Source organism: Bradyrhizobium yuanmingense, assembly GCF_029167105.1.
GTDB classification, from domain to species: Bacteria; Pseudomonadota; Alphaproteobacteria; order Rhizobiales; family Xanthobacteraceae; genus Bradyrhizobium; species Bradyrhizobium yuanmingense_A.
On the sequence record NZ_JARFML010000014.1, the window covers coordinates 153,441 to 174,455 of the forward strand.

At 65.8% G+C, this 21,015-nt stretch carries 16 protein-coding genes; 1 reads left to right on the forward strand and 15 read right to left on the reverse strand.

What is annotated here, in order from left to right:
- The 9 genes from P0R31_RS20075 to hydA all read right to left on the reverse strand — a co-directional run bounded on the left by P0R31_RS20075 (position 1) and on the right by hydA (position 11,710).
- Positions 1–1,605 (reverse strand): ABC transporter substrate-binding protein, encoded by a 1,605-nt coding sequence (locus P0R31_RS20075; protein ID WP_275515778.1) that lies wholly within the window; start codon positions 1,603–1,605, stop codon positions 1–3.
- A gap of 146 nt (positions 1,606–1,751) precedes the next feature.
- A complete protein-coding gene (locus tag P0R31_RS20080) occupies positions 1,752–3,422 on the reverse strand; it encodes an ABC transporter ATP-binding protein (RefSeq protein ID WP_275515779.1) in 1,671 nt (556 codons plus the stop codon).
- Positions 3,419–4,267, reverse strand: a complete 849-nt coding sequence (locus P0R31_RS20085; RefSeq protein WP_036005271.1) for an ABC transporter permease — start codon at positions 4,265–4,267, stop codon at positions 3,419–3,421. The genes P0R31_RS20080 and P0R31_RS20085 overlap by 4 nt, the downstream gene beginning before the upstream one ends.
- Positions 4,264–5,298, reverse strand: a complete 1,035-nt coding sequence (locus P0R31_RS20090; RefSeq protein ID WP_275515847.1) for an ABC transporter permease — start codon at positions 5,296–5,298, stop codon at positions 4,264–4,266. Before P0R31_RS20090 ends, P0R31_RS20085 begins: the two co-directional genes overlap by 4 nt.
- Before the next feature lie 28 nt (positions 5,299–5,326).
- Positions 5,327–6,946, reverse strand: coding sequence for an ABC transporter substrate-binding protein (locus P0R31_RS20095; RefSeq protein WP_275515780.1), 1,620 nt, complete (start codon positions 6,944–6,946; stop codon positions 5,327–5,329).
- A gap of 119 nt (positions 6,947–7,065) precedes the next feature.
- Positions 7,066–8,502 carry an NAD(P)/FAD-dependent oxidoreductase gene (locus P0R31_RS20100; protein ID WP_275515781.1) on the reverse strand — a complete coding sequence of 479 codons (1,437 nt, stop codon included), beginning with the start codon at positions 8,500–8,502 and terminating at the stop codon, positions 7,066–7,068.
- Complete coding sequence (locus P0R31_RS20105; protein WP_275515782.1) at positions 8,499–9,248, reverse strand: SDR family oxidoreductase; 750 nt, start codon at positions 9,246–9,248, stop codon at positions 8,499–8,501. The genes P0R31_RS20100 and P0R31_RS20105 overlap by 4 nt, the downstream gene beginning before the upstream one ends.
- A gap of 1 nt (position 9,249) precedes the next feature.
- Entirely contained in the window at positions 9,250–10,224 is a 975-nt protein-coding gene (locus P0R31_RS20110; RefSeq protein WP_275515783.1) for an NAD-dependent epimerase/dehydratase family protein, read from the reverse strand.
- Between the two features lie 16 nt (positions 10,225–10,240).
- Positions 10,241–11,710 (reverse strand): dihydropyrimidinase, encoded by a 1,470-nt coding sequence (hydA, locus tag P0R31_RS20115; protein WP_275515784.1) that lies wholly within the window; start codon positions 11,708–11,710, stop codon positions 10,241–10,243.
- A 56-nt stretch (positions 11,711–11,766) separates the two neighbouring features.
- Here hydA and P0R31_RS20120 point away from each other — a divergent pair, with 56 nt between their 5' ends.
- Positions 11,767–12,429 (forward strand): aspartate/glutamate racemase family protein, encoded by a 663-nt coding sequence (locus tag P0R31_RS20120; RefSeq protein WP_275515786.1) that lies wholly within the window; start codon positions 11,767–11,769, stop codon positions 12,427–12,429.
- Here the strand turns inward: P0R31_RS20120 and P0R31_RS20125 are convergent.
- Genes P0R31_RS20125 through P0R31_RS20155 form a run of 6 tightly spaced genes read right to left on the reverse strand, consistent with a single transcriptional unit; the run spans position 12,426 to position 20,690 of the window.
- On the reverse strand, positions 12,426–13,094 hold the full coding sequence (locus tag P0R31_RS20125) for a flavin reductase family protein (RefSeq protein WP_275515788.1): 669 nt from the start codon (positions 13,092–13,094) through the stop codon (positions 12,426–12,428). The genes P0R31_RS20120 and P0R31_RS20125 overlap by 4 nt on opposite strands.
- Entirely contained in the window at positions 13,091–14,023 is a 933-nt protein-coding gene (locus P0R31_RS20130) for an N-carbamoyl-D-amino-acid hydrolase (RefSeq protein WP_275515790.1), read from the reverse strand. The genes P0R31_RS20125 and P0R31_RS20130 overlap by 4 nt, the downstream gene beginning before the upstream one ends.
- Positions 14,023–15,801: a long-chain-fatty-acid--CoA ligase gene (locus tag P0R31_RS20140; RefSeq protein ID WP_430516848.1), complete on the reverse strand. Its 1,779-nt coding sequence runs from the start codon at positions 15,799–15,801 to the stop codon at positions 14,023–14,025. Before P0R31_RS20140 ends, P0R31_RS20130 begins: the two co-directional genes overlap by 1 nt.
- Complete coding sequence (locus P0R31_RS20145; RefSeq protein ID WP_275515791.1) at positions 15,798–17,093, reverse strand: aminotransferase class III-fold pyridoxal phosphate-dependent enzyme; 1,296 nt, start codon at positions 17,091–17,093, stop codon at positions 15,798–15,800. The genes P0R31_RS20140 and P0R31_RS20145 overlap by 4 nt, the downstream gene beginning before the upstream one ends.
- Before the next feature lie 10 nt (positions 17,094–17,103).
- On the reverse strand, positions 17,104–18,684 hold the full coding sequence (locus tag P0R31_RS20150; protein WP_275515792.1) for a hydantoinase B/oxoprolinase family protein: 1,581 nt from the start codon (positions 18,682–18,684) through the stop codon (positions 17,104–17,106).
- On the reverse strand, positions 18,681–20,690 hold the full coding sequence (locus P0R31_RS20155; protein WP_275515794.1) for a hydantoinase/oxoprolinase family protein: 2,010 nt from the start codon (positions 20,688–20,690) through the stop codon (positions 18,681–18,683). Before P0R31_RS20155 ends, P0R31_RS20150 begins: the two co-directional genes overlap by 4 nt.
- Between the last annotated feature and the right edge of the window lie 325 nt (positions 20,691–21,015).

The following is a 21,015-nucleotide window of genomic DNA, read 5'->3' on the forward strand; positions in this document are numbered from 1 at the left end:
TCATGCGGACTTCGACACGCCCCAGAAGAACGGCAGCGGTCCCTTGGCAACGCCGGAGACGTTCTTGCGCCACGCGGTGTAGCTCAGGAAGAAACCGGTCGGCGCGTAGACGACGTCATCGATCGCCGCCTTGTTGAGGCGGCCGATGGCGGCCTTCTCCTCGTCTGTGTTCTTGGCCTCGAACCACGAGGCGACCTCCTTTTCGGTGGCCGCGCTGGTGGGCCAGCCGAACCAGGCCTTGTCGCCGTTAGCACGAATGGCGGTGTAGGGAGCCGGATTGACGCAGTCCGCGCCGGCGTGCCAGGTGTGGAACATGTTCCAGCCGCCCTGTCCCGGAGGCGTCTTCTGCGCGCGGCGGGACCCGACCGTGCCCCAATCGGTTGCGACGAAGTCGACATTCATGCCGAGCTTCTTGAGCAGGTCGGCGGTGACGTCGCCCATCGCCTTGGTGATTGGCTGGTCCTGCGCGACGAGGCACGTCACCGGCTGGCCGGAATAGCCGCTCTCGGCGAGCAGCTTCTTGGCGGCGTCCAGATCGCGCTTGCCCTTCAGAATCTCGCCGCCCACTTCGGTGTAGAGCGGCGTATCCGGCGTGAAGTAGCCGGGCAGCGGCTTCCACAGCGAATTGTCGTCGCCGACGATCGCGCGCATGTAGTCTTCCTGGCTGAGCGCCATCAGTACCGCCCGCCGCGCCTTGACGTCGTTGAACGGCGGATAGAGGAAGTTCATGCGGAACGAGCCGATATTGCCGAGGGGATCGCCGATATCGACGCTGATATTCTTGTTCTTCTTCAGAACTGGAACGAGATCCGCGATCGGGTTCTCCCACCAGTCGATCTCGCCGTTCTGCAACGCGGCCGCCGCGGTTGCCGGATCCGGCATGATCACCCACTCGACGCGGTCGACCATCACCTGCTTGCCACCGGCCAGCCATGACGACTTCTCCTGCCGCGGTGAATAGTCGGCGAATTTCTCGAACACGGCCTTCGCACCGGGGACCCACTCGCTCTTGGCAAACTTCAGCGGACCGGAGCCGATATATTCAGAAATCTGCTTGAACGGATCGGTCTGCGCGATGCGCTCCGGCATGATGAAGCTGCAAGGCGAATTGTTCTTCCCGAGCGCGTAGAGCAATTTCGGGAAGGGCTGCTTCAGCACCCATTTGAAGGTGCGGTCGTCGACGGCCGTGAGCTCCTGCTGGAGCGCCTTGATCATCAGGCCCATCGGATCGCGGGCCGACCAGCGCGTCAGACTTGCCACGACGTCCTTGCTGAGCACCGGCTCGCCGTCGTGGAACTTGAGGCCGGGCCGCAGCTTGAACGTCCAAGTGGTGCCGTCGTCGGTCACTTCCTCGGACTCGACCATCTGCCGCTGCGGCCGGAACGAGGAATCGATGCCGTAGAGCGTGTCCCAGACCATCGCGGCGGCATTGCGCACGACATATTGCGTGCCCCAGATCGGGTCGAAATTGGCGAGATTGGCCTGGGGCACGAAACGCAGGGTGCGCGCCGCGGCACCCTGCGCGATCGCCGGGGCCGACAGGCCACCCGTCAACGCCAGGCTGCCCGCGCCAGCCAGTCCCTTCAATACCGTCCTGCGATCCATGAAGTCCTCCCAGAAATGCCGTGATGCCAGCTATTCATTGGCAAAGGGCAAGTGAAACCGAACCCATTTGCAAGCAAATGGTATGCCACTGGATGCGGCTTCGCCAGCGGGATCTCATCCCCATTTGGCCGGTCCAGAAGCGCGAGTCACAGAGCGGCCGCCAGCGTCGGCCCGGTCTCGATATGCGGGATCGCCTCGACCAGTTTGCGCGTGTAGTCCGTCTTCGGATTATCGAACAGCGCCCGGCTCTCGCCCTGCTCCACGATGCCGCCGTTGCGCAGCACGATGGTGCGGTCGCACAGCATGCGTACGACGTTGAGATCGTGGCTGACGAACAGCAGCGCGATGTCGTTCTCGCGCCGGAGGCGATCGAGCAGCTGCAGCACCACCGCCTGCACCGAGACGTCGAGCGCGGCGGTCGGCTCGTCCAGGACCAGCAGCCGCGGCCTGCTGGCGATGGCGCGGGCGATGCCGACGCGGGCCTTCTGCCCGCCGGAGAGCTGATGCGGAAACCGCGGCAACAGATCGAGCGGCAGTCCGACCCGCTCGGCGCATTCTTCCACCCGTTTGCGCAAGCCTTCGCCCGAGCGCATGCCATCGAGCCGCATCAAGGGATGGGCAATGCAATCGAACGCCGTGAAACGCGGGTTGAGGCTCTCGTTCGGGTCCTGAAAGACCATCTGGATGTCTTTGCGCAACGGCGAGCGGTGGAAATCGCGCGCCGCCACATGCCCGATCGACTGCCCGTCGAACACGATGTCGCCCTCGCTCGGATCGATCAGGCGGCAGATCATGCGCGAGGTCGTGCTCTTGCCCGAGCCGGATTCACCGACCAGCCCGACGCTCTCGCCGCCCGCTATGGTCATCGAGAAGTCGGCAACCGCAGCGGGGCCCTGGTCGAAACGTTTTGCCAATTTACGCACTTCCAGCAGCGGCGGGGTCCCGTGTGCGGGTTCCTGCCTGGGCTTGCTGACGACAGTCGCGTAGCGCTCCCGCTCCTCCTCCGTCACGAGATCTTGGATCCGCGACGTCGCCGTCGGCGATGCCGCAACCAGACGCCTCGTATAAGCGTGCTGCGGCGCGCCGAAGAGAATGCCGGGGCTCGCCTCCTCGACGATGCGGCCGCGCTCCATCACGGCGATACGGCGGCAATAGCGCGCGGCAAGGCCGAGGTCGTGCGTGATCAGGATCGTCGCCATGCCTCGCGCGGCGGCAATGTCAGCCAGGAGATCCATCACCACCTTCTGCGTGGTGACGTCGAGCCCTGTCGTCGGCTCGTCCGCGATGAGCAGTGCGGGATTGCAGGAGATCGCGATCGCGATCATGACGCGCTGGCACATGCCGCCGGAGAGCTCGTGCGGATAGGCGTTCATCCGCGCCTCGGGATCGCGGATCTGGACCGCACGCAGCAGGTCCAGCGCCTCGGCACGCGCGGCCTCCTTCGAGATGCGCTTGTGGGTGAGGATCGCGTCCGCGATCTGCAGGCCGATCGCGCGGATCGGATTGAGCGCCGCCCGCGGATTCTGGAAGATCATCGACATCGCGGCGCCCTGCAGCTGGCGCAGATCATCGCCGCGGAGCTTGGTGACGTCCTGCCCACGGAACAGAATCTTGCCGCCGGTGACGCGGCCGGCTGCATCGAGCAGCCGCGTCGTCGCAAAGCCGGTAACCGACTTGCCCGAGCCGCTCTCGCCGACGAGGCCGAGCATCTCGCCGGCCTTGACCGTGAGCGTGACGCCGCGCACGGCCTCGACCATGCCCCGCCGCGTCGAGAACGCGACGTGGAGGTCGTCGATCCTGAGCAGGTCCTCGCTCATGTGCGCATCCGGGGATCGAGAATGTCCCGCATGCCGTCGCCGAGGAGGTTGAAGCACAGCACGGCCAGCATCAGCGCAAGGCCCGGAAAGGCCACCAACCACCAGCGTCCGGTGGAGATGAAGCGCGCCCCTTCCGCGACCATGATGCCCCATTCCGGCGTCGGCGGCTTGACGCCGAGGCCGATGAAGGACAGGCCGGCGGCATTGAGAATGGCCCAGCCCAGATTGAGCGAGATCTGCACAGCCATTGCGGGCAGGATGTTCGGCAGCAGGAAGCGCAGCACCACCGAGAAATGGCTCTCGCCGCAGGCGCGTGCGGCTTCGACCCAGCCGACATTGCGTCGGACGTTGACCTCGGCGCGCGCGAAACGGATGTAGAACGGAAGATTGATGATCGCGGTCGCGATCACGATGTTCTCGATCCGGTTGCCGAGCGCGGCGACCATCGCCATCGCCAGCACAAACAGCGGGAAGGCCATCATGACGTCGACGAAGCGGCCGACAGCGCGATCGAGCCGTCCGCCGGCATAGCCGCAGAACGCGCCGACGACGGCCCCGATCACGAAGGAGATTCCGACCGCAGAGACTGCGATGGCAAGGTCGAGCCGCGCGGCGATGATGAGACGGCTGAACACGTCGCGGCCGAGCTGGTCCGTGCCGGCGATATGCGCCGCGCTCGGCGGCAGCAGCGCCTCCGACACGTTCGAGGCCACGGGATCGTAGGGCACGATCCACGGTCCGAAGATCGCGACCAGGACGAACAGCGTCACCCCGGCCGCAGCCACCGCCGTGAGCGGATTGCCGCGCAGGATCCAGACCGAATGGCGAAGTGTGGCGCTGGTCATTCGATCGACACCCTGGGATCGGCGATGCCGTAGCAGATGTCCACGACGAGATTGACCAGCACGAACAGGCTGGCCATCAGCAGCACGAAACCCTGCACCGGCGCATAGTCGGACGACAGCAGCGCGTCGAGCGCATAGGAGGCCACGCCCGGCCAGGAGAACACTTTCTCCACCAGCACGTTGGCGCCCAGCATGGTCGAGAACACGATGCCGGCGATGGTGATGACCGGCAGGATCGCGTTGCGGAGCGCATAGGTGACGACCACCTTGCGCCAGGACAATCCGACCGAGCGCGCGGTGCGCACGAAATCGCTGCCGAGCGAGACCAGCATCGAGGCCCGCGTGATCCGCGCCAGCGGCGCGATCACGAACAGCGCCATGCTCACCGCCGGCAGGATCAACTGCCTGCAGGCCGCCCACCAGCCCTCGAAGTCGCCGGCGAGCAGGAAATCGATCGAGAGGAAGCCGGTGCGCTGTGGCGGCAGCGAGGTGAAGACGTCGATGCGCCCGGTCGGATCAGGGGCCAGCCCGAACAGATAATAGAAGACGTAAATCAAGAGCAGGCCCGAGACGAAGGTCGGCACGCAGACGCCGAGTGCGCAGAACAGCCGCACGCCGTGATCGATGATCGATCCTGGCCGCAGCGCCGCCAGCACCCCAAGCGGCACTGCCGCGATCAGCGCGATCAGCAGTGCGGTGAAGGTGAGCTCCAGCGAAGCCGGCAATCGCTCGCGCAGGTCCTTCAGCACCGGCTGGCCGGTCATCATGGAGCGGCCGAGATTGCCGTGGCCGATGTCGGAGAGATAGAACACGAGCTGCTCCGGGACGGATTTGTCGAGCCCCATCTGCTTGCGGATCTGCTCGATCTCCTCCTTGCCGGCGTTGGGCCCCGAGGCGAAGAACACCGCGGGGTCGCCGGGCAGGACGCGCATCAACAGGAAGGTGAAGACCAGCACACCGAACAACGCCGGTAGCGACGACAACAGCCGCCTGCCCGCCCGCACCAATGTTGCACCAAGTCCGGTCGTCACCATTCAGCGTCCCTGCTGGCCGCAAGTGTCACTTGCGGCTGACATCGCGATAGTCCACCTGGCGATGGAACTCGTAGGTGTAGCCTTCGACCGACGGCGCCATCACCGCATCCTGATTGGGTTGCCACAGCATGATCTGCGGCATCAGGTCGACATGCATCGCGTTGAGCCTGCGGCCGGCTTCCTCGTACTTGGCCTTATCCGGCTCGAAGCGGGCCTGCTGCGCAATCGCGGCAAGGTCCGGGTTGTTGATCGAAGAGTAGTTCCAGCGCTGACTGCCGGTGTAGAAATTGCGGTAGAAATAGTCGGTCGACGGCAGCCAGGCGACGATACCTTCGGTGAAGAACGGCAGCTTCTTCTCGTTGATCTGCGTCGACATCTGCGCGTCCGGCAGCTTCTGGATGTCGACCTTGATGCCGATCTTGCCAAGAGACTCCTTGACGAGGGCGGCCATTGGCTCGGCCGTCGCGGCCTGGCCGACATTGAAGCTGAAGGTGGTCGAGAAGCCTTCGGGCAGACCTGCTGCCTTGAGGTACTCCCTGGCCTTGTCGAGATCCAACTTCACCGGCTGCTGGAACGGATAGATGCCGTTCAGCGGCTTGCCGTCCGGCCAGGTCGCACCGAACAGCGGCGCGCCGCGGCCGAACAGGGCCGCCTTGAACATGTCCTCATAGGGCAGCGCGGATGCGATGGCGCGGCGGACATTGACGTTGTCGAAGGGCGGGATCTGGTTGTTCATCGAGACGTAGGTGACCGCGTTGTATTGCGGCGTCGAGATTACCTTGAGCTTGCCCTTGGCCTCCAGCGACTGCACGTCGCTGGCCTGCAGGTCGAGCACGAGATCTGCATCGCCGCGCTCGACGAGGTTGGCGCGGGTCGCCGGCTCCGGCACCGATTGCACGATGACGCGCTTGAAGAACGCCGGCTTGCCCGGCGATCCGCGGTTCCAGGCCTCGTTGCGCTTGATGATCACCTGCTCGCCCGGCTTGAAGCTCTCGACCGCATAGGCGCCGCTGCCGGCGGTGTGCTCCTTCAGCCAGGCCGTGGCCCAGGGATCGTCAGCCGTCGCGTGCTCTTTCGCCACTTTCGAGTTGATGATCATCGGGTAGACGGTGGCGAGATTGGGCAGCGCAAGCTTGTCGGGTTTTGGAAGCGTCACCTCGATGGTGAGGGGATCGATCACCTTGAACTGATCGGCCGACGTCAGCGAGCCCGTCAGCAGCTGCGCCTTGCCGAGGATCGGCGCGGTGACGCAGCGGTCGAGCGACCACTTGACGTCCTCGGCCGTGACCGGCGAGCCGTCCTGGAACTTTGCATCCTTGCGCAGGCGGAAGGTGATCTTAAGGCCGTCGGGACTGACGTCATAGGATTCGGCGAGCTCGCCGGTGATCGTGTCGAGGTCGAACACCCATTTGCCGTTGAGCTGCTTGCGGCCGAATGCCACCAGCCGGTCATAGGTGCTCATGCTGAGCGCGAAGGATTCGCGGGTCGAGCCGGGGATGTTGGGATCGAGCGTGTTGACGGAGGCGCCGGTGACGTAGCGCAAGGTCTCTGCCCTGGTTTGCGCTTGCGACGGCGCGGCGGCGATGAGCAACAGCGCAGTGGTAGCGAGAACTGAGGTCGCCAGTCTGAAAGACACAAAACGCATTGGTGTTTCCCTGAATTTCGAACGAGAACGCCAGCAAGGCAGGTTTAGAAGGAAGCAAGTTGCGCGCCAGTCCGATCGGACATTTCGAGGGACGCGAGGTCGCGACGGCGCATGGGTGATCACAGCGATTCCCCCATTTCTCGCGCTGGACGCGTCACCACGGCCTGCGGCACGTCATAGGCGCTGAGCGAATCCCAGTGCCGTTCGACATCGGCGCGAAACAGGCCGCGCGTCAGGCCGTGGACCAGCTTTGGAACGGCCGTCGTCATCGCGTTGATCGACGATCCCGACGGACCGAAGCTCATGGTCGAGGCGATGGCGAACAGATGGACGTCGGCGATCCACGGCGTCTTTCCGGGCACGCGCTCGGTGAAGGCATAGTCGTCGGCGAGATAGGGAAAGCGGCCGAGCCGTTCGTTGCGTTCGTCTTCCGGCGGCTGGTAGCGGTCGGCCCAGGTGGCGATGTTGTCGGCGAACTGGGCAAGCTCGCTGCGGCCGGCAAAGTCCATGTCGATGCCGGTGCCGCAGATGACGAGATCGGCGGTGATGGCGCCGCGCGGTGTCTGGAGTTCAACGCCGTTATCGGTCTTGCGCGCAGCTTCGACCGGCGCGCCTTCGTGCAGTGTGAAGTTGGCATGACGCGCGCAGCGGTCATAGGTCGGTTGCGGAAATCCCTCGCGCATTTCGAGGATCTTGCGCATGAAGCGCCAGCGCCAGGCATCGTCGAGATCGCTGAGATGACGCAGGAAGCCACGAAAGGTCAGCCAACGATAGGGCTGGATCACCTGGATCTGCGCACGGCGGCACAGCAGGTGCACTTCAGCGGCACCGGCCTCCAGCGCAGTCGCCGCATTGTCGAAGGCGGAGGCGCCGGCACCGATGACGGCGACGCGCTTGCCGCGCAGGCCTTCGAAATCGATGTCGTCGGCGACGGTTGCAACAGAGCTCGCCGGCAGATGCATCAGCTGCTCCGGAATCATCCAGCCGCCCATGCCCTCCTGCCCTGTCGCCAGCACGATTTTGCGGGCATAGAGCGTTTCGACCCCTCCTGCCCGTTTCACGCGCGCAGCGAGCAGGCCGCCAGCCGCCGGCGCGATCTCCAGCAGCTCGCAAGCGTTGCGCACCGGCAAGCCGACCGTGCGCCGCAGCCAGAGCAGATACTCCGCCCAATGCTCGCGCGCGATGAGGCCGAGCTCCTGCCAGCTCGCCTTGCCGAAGCGGGCCTCGTGCCAGGACTGGTAGGTCAGGCTGGGAATATCGAGGTCGGGCCCAGTGTAGTCCTTCGGGCTGCGCAGCGTCGGCATCCGGGCATAGGTGAGCCACGGCCCCTCCTTGCCCTCCTCGGCCTTGTCGATCAGCAGGATGTTGCTGACGCGCGAGCGCAGCAGGCCGAAGCCGATGGCGATGCCGGACTGACCCGCGCCGATGATGAGAACATCCAGCGCCGGCTTGCCGTCTGGCCCCGTCTTCGGTTCGAGCCACGCCGCGCCGGGATGCGCGATCATCGCGAGATCGGCGCGAATATCGGCTTCGAGCTGGGTCAGCGTCCCACTCATGCCGCGAGCCAGCCTCCGTCGACCACCATCACGGTGCCCGTTGTGAACGACGAGGCATCGCTGGCGAGATGCAGCGCGGTCTGCGCGATCTCCTCAGGCACTCCGAACCGCTTCATGGCGTGACGGTTGCGCGAGGCTTCACGCACCGCCTCGGAATTGGCGTGACGGGCAAAGCTGCGGCGGAGCATCGGCGTATCGATCGCGCCGGGAGCGATTGCGTTGACGCGAATGCCGTCCGTTGCGAAATCCACCGCCATGGTGCGCGTCAGGCTGATGATCGCGCCCTTGGCGGCGATATAGGCGCTGTTGCCCTTGCCGCCGGCAATGGCGAGCTGCGAGGCCAGCGTGATGATCGAGCCGCTGTTCTGCCGTTGCATCTGCGGCACCGCGGCCCGCGCCCACAGCCAGGTGCCACCGACATTGGCGCGGAACACCGCATCCCAGTCTTCCAGGCTCGTCGTCAGCACCGAGCCACCACAGGAGAAGCCAGCCGCCGTCATGAGGATATCGAGCCGGCCATGCCGGGCCACGACGTCGCCGACGACGGTTTCGGCGAATGCGCCATCGCCGACGTCGCCGACATGCATCGTCGCTTCGCCGACCAGGCTCATTGTCTCCTCGAGGCCAGCGACGTCGCGATCGACCAGAGCGAGGCGTGCGCCCTCCTCCGCGAACAGTTTTGCGCTGGCGCGGCCGATGCCCGAGCCCGCGCCGGTGATGATGGCCGTGCGCCCCTCAAGCCGCATCTCAGATCCACTCCTTGTGCTGCTTCAGCCAGGCGCTCATTGCGGCAGCGGACTCGGCACAGCCGAACCGCGCGCGCCAGCCGAATTCGTCGGCCATTCGCGCGACCGAGAGCGGCGCGCGATCGGGCCCGTGCAGCTTGATGGCCGTCTTCTCTCCGGGCGCCGCGAGCCGGCACTCCAGGCCGGGATGCAATGCTGCGAACGCCTCGCCCCACTGCAATGCGGGCCACACCCCGCCGTTCGAGATGTTGTACAGCCGGTGACGTGGGCGCTCGGCTTCGACCAGAATCGCGACAGCTTCGGCAGCGTCCGGCGCGTAAGTCCAGTCTCGTAGACCCGGCTCCGGCATGATGGCCGGCTCGCCGCGAGCGAATGCGGCCAATATCTGATATTGGAGGCTCGGCGTATCGCGCACTGAACCGGGGCGCTCCCACGGCCCGAAGACCGCAGTCAACCGCACACTCAGGAAATCACCGCCAAAAAGTGCGGCGTACCGCGCCACCGATCGTTCCGAGGTGAACTTGCTGATGGCATAGAACGAGACGGGATCGCACGGCGTTTCCTCGTCCAGAATGTCGACCCGCGCACCCGCGGCGCCGTAGGCCGACGCAGATGACAGATTCACGACACGGCGAACGCTATGGCGAATCGCGGCTTGGAGGATCGGGATCTGGGCCATGACGTTGATCTCGAGAACGCGCGCGGGCGATACCCGTTCGAGGTCATCGCCGGCGGTAACCGCCGCGCCGAGCACGATCGCATCGCAGCCCTTTGCGATCAGGGCATCGATGGTGTCTGCGTCGGTGATATCGCCTTGCACGGCATTTATCCGCGCGCCGTAGTCGGCAAGAGATCGCTGCGCGGACGGCGGCAATGCTGCACGATCATACAGCGTCACCTCATGCCCGCGTGCGAGCAGCACCTCGGACAGATTGAGGCCGACAAAGCCGGTGCCACCGAAGATGACGATCTTCATCGCGCGCGATCCACCGTCACAGCAGCTCTGCCCCAAAATTCCGTTCGGGATCCATGTCGGCGACGAGCCGGCCGGTCGGCCTGGCCGCCTCGCCGCCGCTGCGCGCGAGGAACTTTCCGCTGCCGGCGCTCGCGAGGCACTTGTTGCCCTCGATGATCACGCGGCCGCGCGAGAGCACCGACACTGGCCAACCTTTCAGCTTGCGGCTGGCAAACGGCGTGTAGCCGGCGAGGTCGTGCATCATCTCGTCGGCGATGGTGACCTCGCGGTTAGGATCCCAGATCGCGATATCGGCGTCGGCGCCGACGGCGATCGAGCCCTTGCGCGGATGCAGGTTATAGATCTTTGCCGGGGCGGTCGCGGTCAGCTCGACGAACTTTTCGAGGCCCAGCCGTCCCTTCGACACCATCGCATCGAACAGCAGCGGCAGCCGCAGCTCAAGGCCCGGCAGGCCGTTGGCGACCTGCTTGAAGTTGGGATTGGGGCCGGCGCGCAGCTTGCCGGTCTCGTCGTAACGATACGGCGCGTGATCCGACGAGATGGTCTGGAGGTCGCCGAGCGACAGCGCCTGCCACAGCGCCTCCTGGTCGGCATGCGTGCGCGGCGGCGGGCTGCACATCCACTTCGCCCCCTCCGCGCCGGGCTTATCGAGATCAGCGGCGGTCAGAAACAGGTATTGCGGACAGGTCTCGGCAAAGACCTTGAGTCCCTGCCCGCGCGAGTCGCGGATCACCTTGGCGCCTTCGGCGGTCGAGACATGGAAGATCATGATCGGCTGGTCGATCAGCGCCGCCATGCCGATCAGCCGGGTGAAGGCTTCCGCCTCCGACACGCGGGCGTGGCTGACGGCGTGGTATTTCGGCATGGTGTAGCCGCGCGAAAGCAGCCGCTTCACCATCCAGGCGATGATGCCGTGGTTCTCGGCATGGGCACACAGCATCGCGCCGGACTGACGCGCGGCGAGAAGGATGTCGAGCAAGGGCTCGTCGTCGACCTTGAGGCGGTCATAGGTCATGAAGATCTTGATCGAGGCATGGCCCTGCTTCACCAGCGCGGGAATGTGCTCCTCGACCGTCTCCTTGGTCGCGTCCGCAATGATCATGTGAAAGGCGTAGTCGATCACCGCACCCTTCTTCGCGAGGGCGTGATAGTCCTCGACCACTTGTGGCAGCTTCATGCCGACATGTTGAGCCGCGAACGGAATCACCGTGGTGGTGCCGCCAAAAGCGGCAGAGACGGTGGCGCTCTCGAACGTATCGGCGTTCATGATGCCGGCAGCCGACAGCTGCTCGATATGGGCGTGACTGTCGACGCCGCCGGGCAACACCACCTTGCCGCGCGCGTCGATCTCGCGCTTTCCGGGCGGAAGCCCGCGGCCGATGGCCGCAATGGTCTCGCCGGAGATGGCGACGTCGGCCTCGAAGACGTCGGTCGTGGTGGCGACGCGGCCGCCGCGGATGATCAGGTCGTAAGCGGGTTCAGTCATGAGGCACTCCGTGATAGGCTCGAGGCACGTTCTCTTAATTTCGCAGGAAGTCCATCATGTCCCGGCCGCGCATTCTCGTCATCAACCCGAATTCCAACCACAAGGTCACGCAGGGGCTGGAGGACGCGCTGAAGGCGCTCGATTTCGAGGGCGGGCCGGAAGTGGTCTGCCAGACGCTGGCCGAGGGTCCGTTCGGCATCGAAAGCCAGGCGGACGCCGATAGCGTTGCGATCCCGCTGCGAAAGCTGGTCGAAAGCGACAACAGCTCGGCCGCCTTCGTCATCGCCTGCTACAGCGATCCCGGGCTGCAGGTCTGCCGCGAAGGCACCGACCGCCCCGTGTTCGGCATCGCCGAGTGCGGCGTGCTGACGGCGCTTTCCCGCGCGGAGACCTTCGGCGTCATCGCGATCGCCCAGCGCTCGATCCCGCGTCACATGCGTTATCTCAGGCAGATGGGCCTGACCGACCGCTTTTCCGGCGAGCGGCCGCTGAACATGAGCGTCGCCGAAACCGCTTCGGGCGAAGGTACGCTCGCCAAAATGATCGAGGTCGGCCGCGCGCTGCGCGACGAGGACGGTGCCCGCGCCGTCGTGATGGGCTGCGCCGGCATGGCGCGCCACCGCCGTGCGCTGGAAGACGCGCTGCGGATTCCCGTCATCGACCCGACGCAGGCGGCCGTTACCATGGCGCTGGGTACGGTGCAGTTCTCGGCTCACTAGGCGTCCTTCAGCTCTTTGGCACCCTGGCGCGCGAGCCATTGCGCATGGCTCTCGCGGACAAGGGCAAACGTATCCCGCTGAGTGGTGTAGAGATTGCCGAACATGCGGCCGATCGGCCGGTAGGCGTCGAGATCGACATACATGTTGGCGGTATCGACCAGCCCTTCGCGGGCGTGAACCCGCAAGACCTCGCCGACCAGGAGCTCGCGATCCGGCGAGAAGGTCAGCACGACATGGCGCCGGCATTCCAGCGCGAAGGGCGCCGCGGCGAGACGCGGCACCTTCACGTCGACAGAGGGAAGCGTCGCAAGACCCGCTGCGGCGACCTCGCTGTCGCCGGAGGGGAAATCGACCGCGCACTCGTTCATCGCGCCCGACAGCGCCTCGTCGACCATGTGCACCACGAACTCGCCGTCGCGATGGATGTTGCGGGTGGTGTCCTTCGGCGAGTGATCCGGCTTGTGCTGCAGCCCGAGCACAATCAGCGCCGGACTTTCGGAGAACACGTTGAAGAAGCTGAACGGCGCGGCATTCACCGCCCCGTTCTCGTCCAGCGTCGTCACCAGCGCGATCGGCCGCGGCACCACCACGCCGCAAAGCAGCTTGTAGCGATCGCGCGGATCGAGCTCACGCAAGGATATGCCCTTGTCAGTCATCGGCGTCATTTCTCCGGCGGCGGCACCGCGCCGGTCTGGCTGGTGATCAGACCGTAATGCTCGATGCGGCGATGCCGGGCGAAATCGAAGATCGTGGTCTTGCCGAAGGTGGTGGCATCGAGGTCGCAAGCGTGAACCAGCACCTCGTCGTCCTCGGTCTTGGCCTCGGCGACGATCTCGCCATTGGGATCGACGATCAGGCTACCGCCGAACAAGGGATGACCGTCCTCATTGCCGGCCTTGGCGACCGCGACCACCCAGGTCGCATTCTGATAGGCGCCGGCCTGCACCGAGAGACGGTTGTGGAACAGGCGCTTCTCGACGCCCTCCTCGCTCTTCTCGGCATTCACGGACGGCGTGTTGTAGCCGATCAGCACCATCTCGACGCCCTGCAGGCCCATGACGCGATAGGTCTCCGGCCAGCGGCGGTCGTTGCAAATCGCCATGCCGATGATGCCGCCGAGCTCGCGCCAGACCTTGAAGCCGAGATCGCCCGGCTCGAAATAGCGCTTCTCCAGGTGCTGATGCGAGCGCTTGCTGTCGTATTCCACATGGCCCGGCAGATGCACCTTGCGGTATTTGCCGACGATCTTGCCGGATTTGTCGGTGAGAATAGCTGTGTTGAAGTGATGACCGTCGGGCGTCAGCTCGGCATAGCCGAAATTCATCGCCATTCCGTGCTGGGCCGCGCGCTCGAACAGCGGCCTGGTTGCCGCGTTCGGCATCTCGCGCTCGAACCAGATGTCGAACTCGGCGCGGTCCTCGACGTACCAGCGCGGAAAGAACGTCGTCAGCGCCAGCTCGGGATAGACGATCAGGTCGGCGCCTTTCGCTTTCGCCTCGTCCATCAGCGCGATCATGCGCTTGACCACGGCCTCGCGGCTGTCGGCTTTCTGAATCGGGCCCATCTGGGCGGCGGCGACATTGACGATGCGCATCAGCGAGTTCCTGGTGATGTCTGGGGGGAAGCGTCGGCTTGCAGGATCTTCCGCCGCGCCGAGCATAACGCGGCTCCGTGCCGATATTCCAGCCAAGCAGCTTTCATGCCGTCCGCCCCCATTCGGCATCCTGCAACAGCCGCCAGTTGATCTTGTTGCTGGCGGTGCGCGGCAGGGACTCGACGAAGACGACGGCGCGCGGCGCCTTGTAGCTCGCCATCGCCCTGCGCGCCCAGCCGACGATGTCGCTCTCCGACGTCGTCGCGCGCGGCGTCATCGAGCACCACCAGCGCCTTGACGGTCTCGCCGCGATAGCCGTCCGGCGCTGAAATGATGCAGCATTCCCGGATGGCGCGGTTCTGGTACATCGCCGCCTCGACCTCGGCCGGCCACACCTTGAAGCCGCTGACATTGATCATCCGCTTCAGGCGATCGACGGCGAAGAAATAGCCGCCGGCATCGCGGTAGCCGAGATCGCCCGTGCGCAGGAACCGCTTGCCGTCGCGCTCGATGAAGGCTTCAGCATCCGCCTGCGGCCTGTTCCAGTACCCCTGCAGCACCTGCGGCCCGTGCACGATGATCTCGCCGACGACATTGTCATCGAGCTCGACCAGGCTCTCGGGATCGATCACCCTGGCGTCGGTCTCGTGCACGGCGATGCCGAGGCACTGCCGCTTCGGCGCCGCCATCGGATTAAGGTGCGTCGGAGACATCGTCTCGGTCATGCCGTAGCCCTCGACGAAATCGAGCCCAAACCGCCCCTTCAGCCGTTCCGCGACGGCTGTCGGCATCGCCGCGCCGCCACCAGTCAGCACCTTGAGCTTCGCAAAACATTTGTCGCGGAAACTGGCGCTGGCGAGCACATCCACGATCATGGTCGGCGCAGCGTTCCAGAACGTGACCCCATAGGTCTCGAACAAATCCGGCAGCAGATCCTTGTCCCAGCGCGCCATCAGCAGCAGCGTGGCGCCGGAAACGATGGCGGCATTCATCGAGCCCTGCATGCCCGCGACATGGAACAGCGGCATGAAGCCGGTCATCACGTCACTGCCATCGAGCCCATACCAGCGCGCCTGCAAGACGGCGGTGAACAGCGCGCTGCGATGGGTGTGCATGCACGCCTTCGGCTCACCCGTCGTGCCGCACGTGTAGGGCAGGATCATGAGATCGTCCGGCCCCGCCTCCATCGCACCCGGCTGCAGGCCCTGCACAATCACGGGCGACCACGAATACCAGCCCGGTGATGACGGCGGCTCCAACGGCGCGTCGGTCACGCATGATGGCAGCGTGTAGGGCGTCGCGGCTGGAACTTCGTCGCGGTACTGGGCGACAATCGCATGCGTAATCGCCTCGCCCACCAGCGGTGCAAACACATTGCTTAGCTCGCTGCCGATGATTGCAACCCTGGCGCCGCTGTCCGCGGCGAGATACGCGATTTCGGTGGTCTTGTTCATGGGATTGACCGGCACGATCACGGCGTTCGCCCGCATCGTCGCATAGTAAGCGATGACGTATTGCGGCGAATTCTGCAGCGCGATCATGACGCGATCGCCGCGCTTCACTCCGCAAACGCCTTGCAGAAAGCCGGCCATGGCATCGACCCGGTCGCGCAGCTCTGCGTAGCTCAGGCTCGCGCCGTAGAACATTGTCGCCGGATGCGTTGGCCGTTCACGTGCAGCACGCGCCAGCGCGTCGTAGAGCGTCCCCTCCGGCATCGCGAGATACCAGGGCTCGTCCGCCGGCCAGGCCGGTGACATCAGGGACGTTGTGTGGTTCACCCGTGCTCCTCGTCAGCGATATCGAGGCCGTGGTCGAGCGCGTCCAGAAGCTGGTTAGCCTCCCACTCGGAAATCACCAGCGGTGGTGCCAGGAACAGCGAGGTCTGCTCGCCGCTGGTGCCGATCACGGCGCCGGCTTCCAGTGCGCGCTCCGCGACGCGCGAGGCGATCGGCACCTCGGTGGTGTCGGCGTGCCAAGTCCGCCAGTCCGGGCCGTGCAGTTCCACCGTCCAGTGCAGCCCCTGCCCAGCCACGCGCTGCACGCTCGGGTGCTTTTGCGCGATTGCGAGAAGGCGGCGGGTGAACAGCTTCTCCAGATCTTTCACGTGTTCCAGAATCTTGTCGTCGCTGACGACCTTCAGATAGGCGCTGACGGCCGCCATGCTGATCGGATGGCCACGCAGCGTGCCGTAGTTCTGCCAGCTCGTGCCCTTGAGCCGCTCCACGATGTCCTTGGACACCACCACAGCGGCCACGGCCGCCGCGCCGCCGCCGAGCGACTTTCCGAGCGTCACGATATCGGGGCGGCTCTGCGCACCCTGGAACGCGAACCAGCGCCCAGCGCGGCCGGCGCCGGTGACGACCTCGTCCGCAATCCAGTAAGACCCGGCCTGCCGCGCACAGCGCGCGACCTCGTCCTGATAGGCACCGTCGTAATAGATGCCGCCTTGGGTGTAGTCGATGATCGTCGCCGCCGTGTCCGCAAGCAGGCGCGGAGCATTCGCGAGATATTCGCTGGGTGGCGCGTTATTAGCCGGCGCGCCATAGATCGCCCCATCCGGCGCCGGCAGGATCCGCACCGGCGCCATCGGTGCCGGCAGCTTCGAGCCGCCGGCGTGCACCGCGAGCCCGCCGTGCCATTGTGGCTGCACCGTCATGCTGCGCGAGAGGCCGGTGATGCCGTGATAAGCGCGCTCGCGCGTTGCCAGGGCCGAGCGCTGCGTCAGCGCCTGGCAGAGCGACAGCGCCATGTCGTTGGCCTCGCTGCCGCTGATGCAGAAGCGCACCGCGCCGACCCAACCTTCTTCGCCCTTGAAGGCGATGGCCATCAGATCGTCGGCGGCCTGCTCGCGGCCGACCCAGGTCCAGCCTTCGTTGACGACGGGCGTATCGGCCGCACGGCGGATCGCTTCCACCATTGCGGGATGGCGATGGCCGAGACCGCCGCCGGTGTTGCTGCCGTCGATCAGCTTGCGGCCGTCCGCAAGGTGAAAGTAGACGCCCTCGCCGCCGACCACGGCCATCGGCGCGGCCTCGCCCGCATTCAGCCCGGTTCGCAACAATCTGCTCATCGCCACTGCCTCACTCCGCCGGAACGGCGCCGTAGCCACCGCCACCGCACATCTCGATCGTGACGAGATCGCCTTGCTGCAACACCAGGTTCGACTTGCCGTCGATGGCGACGTTGGCGCCCTGCCGGACCAGCGAGACGCGGCAGGCCTTGCCAGAATCGCCGCCCTGCATGCCCCAGGGCGCCATCACCATGCGTTCGACGCAGGTGGTCAGGTGCATCGATGGCGCGAGGATGCGGTAGGTGCGGACCGAGCCGTCACCGCCGCGATGCGCGCCTGCGCCGCCGGAATTCCGGCGAATGGCCTGCTGCTCGAGCCGGATCGCGTAATTCGCCTCGATCACCTCGACCGGCGTGTTCGAGGTGTTGGACAGATGGACGCGGGTTGCGGACGTGCCGGCCCGATCGTGCCGCGCGCCTTCGCCACCGCCATGGACTTCATAGAGCATCTTCCACGACCCGTTCGGCCGCGGCTCGGCGAAGAACAGCACGCCCGCGGTGGTCGCCCCGCCCGCCGACAGGCGCTCGGGAATGGTGTCCTGCATGGCGCGGAAAATCGCATCGACGATGCGCATGGAGGTCTCGTGATTGCCGGCGGCAACGGAGGCGGTCCAGCCGGGCTCGAGGATCGAGCCCGGGCGCGTGATGATGGTCAGAGGGCGCAGCGCGCCGGCATTCTGCTGCATGTCGCGTCCGCTCATGATGCGCGCAGCATAGGCGACAGCCGAGCGCGCCATGAACGGCGTCGTGTTGCAGAAATTGGAGACGCGGTCGCAGCTTCCGGAGAGGTCGAAGGTCGCTTCATCCCCGGCGATGGTGATCTTCACATGGATGCGCGCCGGCGCGTTGTTTGCGCTGCCGTCGTCGAGATAATCCTCGCCCTCGTAGACGCCATCCGGCAGGTCGCGCAGCGCCTCGCGCATCTCGATTTCGGAGAGATCGTGCAGGCGCGACTGCGCCGCCATAAAGACGGCCTTGCCATGCTCGCGGCAGAGCTCGACGATGCGCTTCTCGCCGGCCTTGGTCGCCGCGATCTGAGCAAGAAGATCGCCCTCGCAGGATTCGGCATCGCGAACATTCGCCTTGAGCAGCTGCACAATTGGCGTGTTGAGGCCGGCAGCGCTCGCGATCAGCACCGGCGGAATCCGCATCGCCTCCTGAAACGTATCGACGGCCTTGGCGAAATAGCTGCCGGGCCAGGTGCCGCCGATGTCGGGCCAATGCGCGAGGCTGACCGCGAAGGCGACGATCTCGCCCTCGAAGAAGACGGGACGCACGACCTTGACGTCGTTGAGATGATTGCCGCCGAGCGCGCCGATATTGTAGATCACGACGTCGCCGTCGTTCAAGCCATCACGCGGCATCACCTTCAAGAGTTCAGGGATCGTATACGCCATCGCGCCGAGATGGATCGGGATGTCGCGGCCCTGCCCGACCAGGCCGCCATGGCCGTCGGTGATCGCAGACGAGAGGTCGCCGGCCTCGCGCAGGAGCGGCGAGCGCGCCGAGCGCGTCATGACGAGGCTCATCTCCTCCGCCGCGGCGGAGAGCCCGTGCCTGATGACCTCGACGACGAACGGATCGAGCTTCACGCCGCCCTCCGCGTCAGGAACAAATTGCCTGATTTATCGGGCCTCGCCTGCCAGCCCGGCGGTACCACCACCGTCGACCAGGCGTCTTCGATGATGGCGGGACCATTGATGGTCTCGGCGAGCGAGGCGCGGTCGAGGATCGCGGTTGCGATGTCGTGGAAGCCGTCGAACGAGCAGGTGCGCGTGGCCATGGACACCGCCCTCGCCGCCGTCGCCGGCCGGCTGACGATGGTCGTCGACGGGCGACGCGCCTGCACCCGCACGGATTCGATGACGCAGGGCTCACCGGTCGCATAGCCGAACAGCTCATGATGCCGCGCCAGGAAATCCTGCTTCAGCCTGGCGACATCGACCGGCAGTGTGAACGGCACCGGAATCGCGTCGTTCTGCGCCGCATAGCGCATCAAGGCCACCAGCTCGACTTGGATCTCCGCCTTCGCAACTCCGTTTGCGAGCAGCGGCGCGGATGCATCGGCAATCAGGGCCTCGATCCGTTCCGAGACGCGGGCGAGATCGATGCCGTCAAGCACAGCGCGAAGGGTCTGCTGCTGCAGGAAGCTGAAATCAGCGGTGAGGCAGCCCAGCGCCGAGAATGCGCTCGAGGCACTGGGCACGACCACCTCCGCAATGCCGTAGAGATCGGCGAGGCCCGCGGCATGCATCGGGCCGCCGCCGCCGAAGGCCAGCAGCGTGCAATCGCGGCCGTCGATGCCGCGCTCGACCGTGACGCGGCGGAGCGCGCGGGCCATGGTCGCGTTCGCGACCTTGATGATGCCGAGCGCTGTTTCTGTCAGATTCAGCCCGAGCGCGCGGGCAATCGGCGCGATGACGCCCTTGGCGGATTCGATGTCGATGCCGATGCGGTCGCCAAGCTTGGTCTCGGGATTGAGATAGCCGAGCACGGCATTGGCATCGGTGATGGTGGGCTCCGTGCCGCCACGGCCATAGCAGGCCGGGCCCGGCTCGGAGCCGGCGCTCTCCGGCCCCACCGTCAGGCCGCCGGGACCGTTGCGCACGATCGATCCGCCGCCCGCGCCGATCGAATGCACCGCGAGCATCGGCTGGCGCAGCGGCTTGTCGCCGAGCATGCGCCCGTCGGTCATTTCGGCCTGGCCGTCGACGATCAGGCACACGTCCGTCGTGGTGCCGCCCATGTCGAAGGTCAGCATGCGCGCGCAGCCGAGCTGGCGCGCGATGCTGACCGACGCCGAGACGCCCGCCGCCGGGCCCGACATCGCCATCACCAGCGGACGCTGCTTCACCGCCGAAATCGGAACCATGGCGCCGGCGGAGTGAAACACCTGCAGGCCGGGCCCGATCGGCAGCCGCTGCTCCAGCTCGCTGAGATATTGGACCGCGATCGGCATCGCGGCGGCGTTGAACACGGTTGCCGAGGTCCGCTCATATTCGCGCGCCTCGGGGTTGACCTCGTGCGAGAGCGAGACATGGGCGACGACGCTCCTGAGCCGCTCGCCGATCATCTTTTCATGCACCGGATTGGCATAAGCGTGAAGGAGCGCGACCGCGACGCTCTGGACGCCGGTCCCCTTCAGCCACGCCACCAGGCGTTCAATTTCCGCTTCCTCGAGCGACTTGAGCACCCGGCCCTCGTGATCGAGGCGCTCGGCGAGCCCGAAGCAGCGTTCAGGCGGCACCAAGGGCGGCGATTTCGGGGGAATGTCGAGACGGTAGAGATCGCGCCGGCGGTAGCGGGCGATCTCGAGCACGTCGGCAAAGCCTTCGGTCGCGACCAGCGCCACCTTCGGCAGCCGGTTCTCGACGATCGCGTTGGTGACGCGCGTGGTGCCGTGGACGAAGCGCTTGACCTCGCTCTTGCGCAGGCCCACCGCCTCGATCGCCTCCAGCATCGCCTGCACCGGTGCGTCGGGGCGCGACGGCACCTTCGCAATTCGCGCTTCCGCGGAATCGCGCCGGATCGCGATGATGTCGGTGAAGGTGCCACCGATATCGGTGCCGACCTCCCAGTGATTGCCGGAGTAGCTCATCTGCACAGTCAGCTACGCGTGACGTCCGGACCCGGCGCCGGGTCCTTCCCGTCCATCGCAACCTCGAATGCCGAACCGAGTGCGCTCATGATGCATCCCCTCTCATGCCATCGTCTGCGAGCGTGCGACAGAGCGCTGGCCTACGATAGGGCCAGAGTTGTCGCAATTCGCTGGGCCAGCAGCTGCCGGCGCGGCGCAGCGCGCCGAAGGGTGCACGTTTTGGTGCAGCGGTGCCTGCACAGACAGCACGCGAGTGCGCGCTGGTCCACACCGGAGACGTGCGGCGCACCACGGATTTCTCTGAGTAAATCGCGATGTCTGTTGC